Source organism: Deltaproteobacteria bacterium (genome assembly GCA_019912665.1).
Taxonomy (GTDB): domain Bacteria; phylum Desulfobacterota; class GWC2-55-46; order GWC2-55-46; family GWC2-55-46; genus UBA5799.
In genome coordinates this window covers 1-3,616 of sequence record JAIOIE010000029.1, presented here as the reverse complement: position 1 = coordinate 3,616, position 3,616 = coordinate 1, and the positions used below count along the sequence as shown (strand labels likewise).

The 3,616-nt window shown below is 66.3% G+C and carries 3 protein-coding genes; 1 reads left to right on the top strand and 2 read right to left on the bottom strand.

All coding sequences use genetic code 11. The annotated features are described in order from the left end of the window. Positions 1 to 356 precede the first annotated feature (356 nt). The gene (locus K8I01_12275) at positions 357 to 839 is read right to left on the bottom strand and encodes a hypothetical protein (protein ID MBZ0221193.1); all 483 of its coding nucleotides are present in this window, start codon (positions 837 to 839) and stop codon (positions 357 to 359) included. A gap of 256 nt (positions 840 to 1,095) precedes the next feature. Between K8I01_12275 and K8I01_12270 the strand changes: the two genes are divergently transcribed. Continuing rightward, complete coding sequence (locus K8I01_12270; protein ID MBZ0221192.1) at positions 1,096 to 2,643, top strand: hypothetical protein; 1,548 nt, start codon at positions 1,096 to 1,098, stop codon at positions 2,641 to 2,643. Positions 2,644 to 2,667: 24 nt separating this feature from the next. Here the strand turns inward: K8I01_12270 and K8I01_12265 are convergent, their stop codons facing one another. Beyond that, complete coding sequence (locus K8I01_12265) at positions 2,668 to 3,243, bottom strand: hypothetical protein (protein ID MBZ0221191.1); 576 nt, start codon at positions 3,241 to 3,243, stop codon at positions 2,668 to 2,670. Positions 3,244 to 3,616 lie beyond the last annotated feature (373 nt).

Below are 3,616 nucleotides of genomic sequence, written 5' to 3'. Positions count from 1 at the left end.
GTGTTGGGCGCGCCGCACCGCTTCGGTACCATCTGGTGATCGACCTGCACGCCGACCAGCGACGGCGCCGCCGGCAGGGGCAGGTGCGCCGCCGGCCCGCGCCTGCTTCTGGGCACGGCCGCAGCAGTGAGTCCGCAGGCGCCCTTCGCTTGCCGACGCGGTCGCGCGGCCGGAACGGTGCGAGCGTCGCGGCGAAGCACGAGCGAACGTCTGGCAAGGCTGCGTGGTGCCGCGGGTGGAGTATCCCCGGAGCGGGTGCAACCGTGGCGCCATTCGGTGCACAGCCTCCGCGTGGTGCCGTGTGGTGGCTTGCGAAAGCGTCGGGAGCCGGACACCTCCCCCCGACGGCGCGGCAGTCAGAATGCTCCGATGGTCGCAGTCAGCGCATTCGTGCTCGTCAGCGCCAGGATGTTGAATTGCGCATCCACTTCGAGCGGCAGCATCTGCTGATGGAAGGCCTGGCCCACGAGAGCAAGGGCATTGGGCAAGGCGAGCTGAGCGGTTGCGATACCGCTCGTCGGCAACAGCACGTCGACCACGTCGGGCGACGCCAACAGCGAGCAGCCAGCCCCGCCCTGCGGCAGGATCGCAGGGAGCGGCACCGACGTGGTGCTGAAGCCCGTCACGTTCAGCACGAAGGCGAACGATGGCATGCCCGTGCCGCGGGTGCGGAACGTCGAACCGATCCAGGGCAGGCTCGTCGCAGTGAGCAGGTTGGCGCCACCGGTGCCGGAGCAGCCGGTGCCGAGAGTGGTTGCGAAGGCAGGGCATGTCGTGGTCAGTCGCGCGAGAGAGACGGAAACCGCGCCGCCCGCCGTGGTGAAATCGCCACCGGCCACCAAGTCCCCGTTTGCAAGCGTCTCCAGGCTGCTGGCGGGACCACTCAGCCCCGCGCCTAGTGCCGACCAGTTGGTTCCGTTCCAACGAGCGATGCTCCCATCTCAGGCTCGGCTTCGCCTCGCCCGAAACCCAACGCTGCGGAGTGATCGCGTGAGTTGAGCCATGGGAGCGCTGTCGGCGTCGAAGAAGGCGAACACGGCGTCGCCCGCGGGTACACAGGCAGTTGTTCAAGCAACCTGCCCACGAGCCAACGCCGTGCACGACTTCATAACCCGCCACGCGTCCAAGATCACCGGGGTCCTGACGGGCTTCGACCGTCTGCTGTTCCGCGGCCACCTGACCAGGCTCAACTTCGCCGCGGGAGTCGAGTCGTTCCTGCGTCAGCAAGGAGCGTTGAAGAAGGACTTCGGCGACGTAGCCGAGCAGGTGACGGCGATGATCCGGCAGGAGTCGGAGTCGGTGGCCGCCGCGCTCGATCGTCCGACGAGCTACCTGGAATCGAGCACCGTGCGCAAGGAAGACGCCGCGCGGCGGCTGTGGCGCGAACACCCCGTCGAGGGCGGCCTCGTGTGCGTGCTCAGCTGCGTCGAGCCATGCATGACATGGCAGATGTTCCGATCGAAGGAAGCGAAGACCCAGGAGCTGCGCCGTCGGACCGGCAAGTGCCTGCACCTCTACTTCTACCTCCTTGATCCCGAGTTCGGCTGGTCGCACGTTCGCGTGCAGACCTGGATGCCCTACACGGTGCAGATCTGCTTCAACGGCCGCGAGTGGCTCGCGCGGCAACTCGACGACGCCGGGATCGAGTATCGCCGCGCCGACAACTGCTTCTTGTCGCTCGGCGACGTCATTCGCGCCCAACAGATCATGGACCGCATGACCACGATGCCGTGGCAGCGCGTGCTCGACCGCCTTGTCAGCACCGTGAGCCCGGTGCTCGACCTCATCGCTGAGCAGGCGTTCGGCAGCTACCACTGGGCGCTGCATCAGTGTGAAGTCGCGACCGACGTGATGTTCAAGTCGCCGGAGGCACTGGCCGCGCTCTACCCGAGCCTTGCCAAGTTCGCGATCACCGATCTCGGCAGCAAGGACACGATGCGTTACCTCGGCAAGCCGTTGGTCGCGACCTACCGCGGCGAAGTCGTCACCAACTACAAGGTCCGCCCCGAGGGCATCTGCGTCCGCCACGCCGCCGGCGGCAACTCGATCAAGATGTACGACAAGCAGGGGTCGGTCCTGCGCGTCGAGACCACCACCAACAAGCCGGGTGAGTTCAAGAGCCGCCGACGTGCCGAAGGGGACCCCGATAGCGAGGCCAAGATGCGGCCGCTGCGGAAAGGCATCGCCGACATCAAGGCCCGGGTACGCGAGTCTGCCAAGGCCAACGACCGCTACCTCGACAGCCTCGCCACCGTCGACTCCGACCGCACTGTCGAAGACGTGCTCACCAAGGTCCTCGACCACGCCGAGATCGGGGGGCGCCAAGTGCGCGCACTCAGGCCGTGGTCCGATCCGGACATCTCGCTCCTGCGTGCCATCGGCCGCGGCGAGTTCGTCACCAACGGCTTCCGTAGTCGCGATGTCGCTGGCCTGTCCGGCACCGCCCCGCCAGTCGATCCCGCCGAGCGACGGAAGTTCATGGCCAAGCTCTCGCGCCAACTTCGACTGCTTCGCGCCCACGGCGTCATCGACAAGATCGCAGGCACACATCGCTATCGCGTCACCAAGCCGGGACGCACCCTCATCACCGCCGTCACCGCCGCGCTCGATGCATCCATATCCAAGCTCAAGCAATGCGCTTAGAAAACTGTCGCGCCGCGCAGACCTTCAACGGATTAGCGGCCCATTGAAGTAGCCGCTCGCTACGACGTCGCCATTCGGCAGGCTCTTGAGCGACGTAACTCTGTCGTTGGTCCCAGAGCCGAGGGCAGACCAGACTGCGCCGTCCCAATGCGCAACGTAGTTCGCATTGACGCCGCCTGCATTCGTGAACTCTCCACCAACAACGAGCCCGCCATTGGGGAGGGCATCGAGCGCGTAGACGCCCCAACCACTCAGCACTCCGAAACCCAGCGACCACCAGTTGGTTCCATCCCAGCGGGCAACGAAGAGGGCGGGGGCCCCACCGGCTTCCGAGAAGCCACCGCCGGCCGCCAGACTACCGTCAGACAGCAAGGTCAACGCTTCGACGTTGCCGTTCGTGCCCAATCCCAATGCCGACCAACTTGCGCCATTCCATCGCGCAATTGAACTTGCGGGCACGCCTCCGGCCGTGGTGAAGTCCCCACCCGCCACGAGATCCCCGTTCGGCATTACGACGAGTGCGGTGACCGCACCGTTCATCCCCGAGCCCAGCGGGTACCAGTTGCTGCCGTCCCACCGCGCGATGTTGCTGACTGCCACGCCACCTGCGGTGGTGAATGCGCCTCCTGCGACGATGTCGCCGTTTGGGAGCGCAGCCAGAGAGTCGACCCCAGCCTGGAAGCCAGAGAGCCCGGCGCCTAGCGAAGACCAGCCGGAGCCATCCCAGCTGGCAATGCGGGCGGCAGGCGTGTTACCGACTGTACTGAAGTTGCCCCCTACCACGAAACCGCCGTTCGCCGTAGCGCAGACCGCTTGGACCCCTCCGTTGAAGCGTAAGCGTCCGACGGGAAGGCCGCAGCCCTTGGCGGCATGACGGTAGTTGGCGGTTCGCGAGCTACACGGATGCGGCTTCGACAGCCGGCTTCTTGGCGAACAACCGCGCCCAGTTTTCGGGGAGCAACTGCTCGACCCT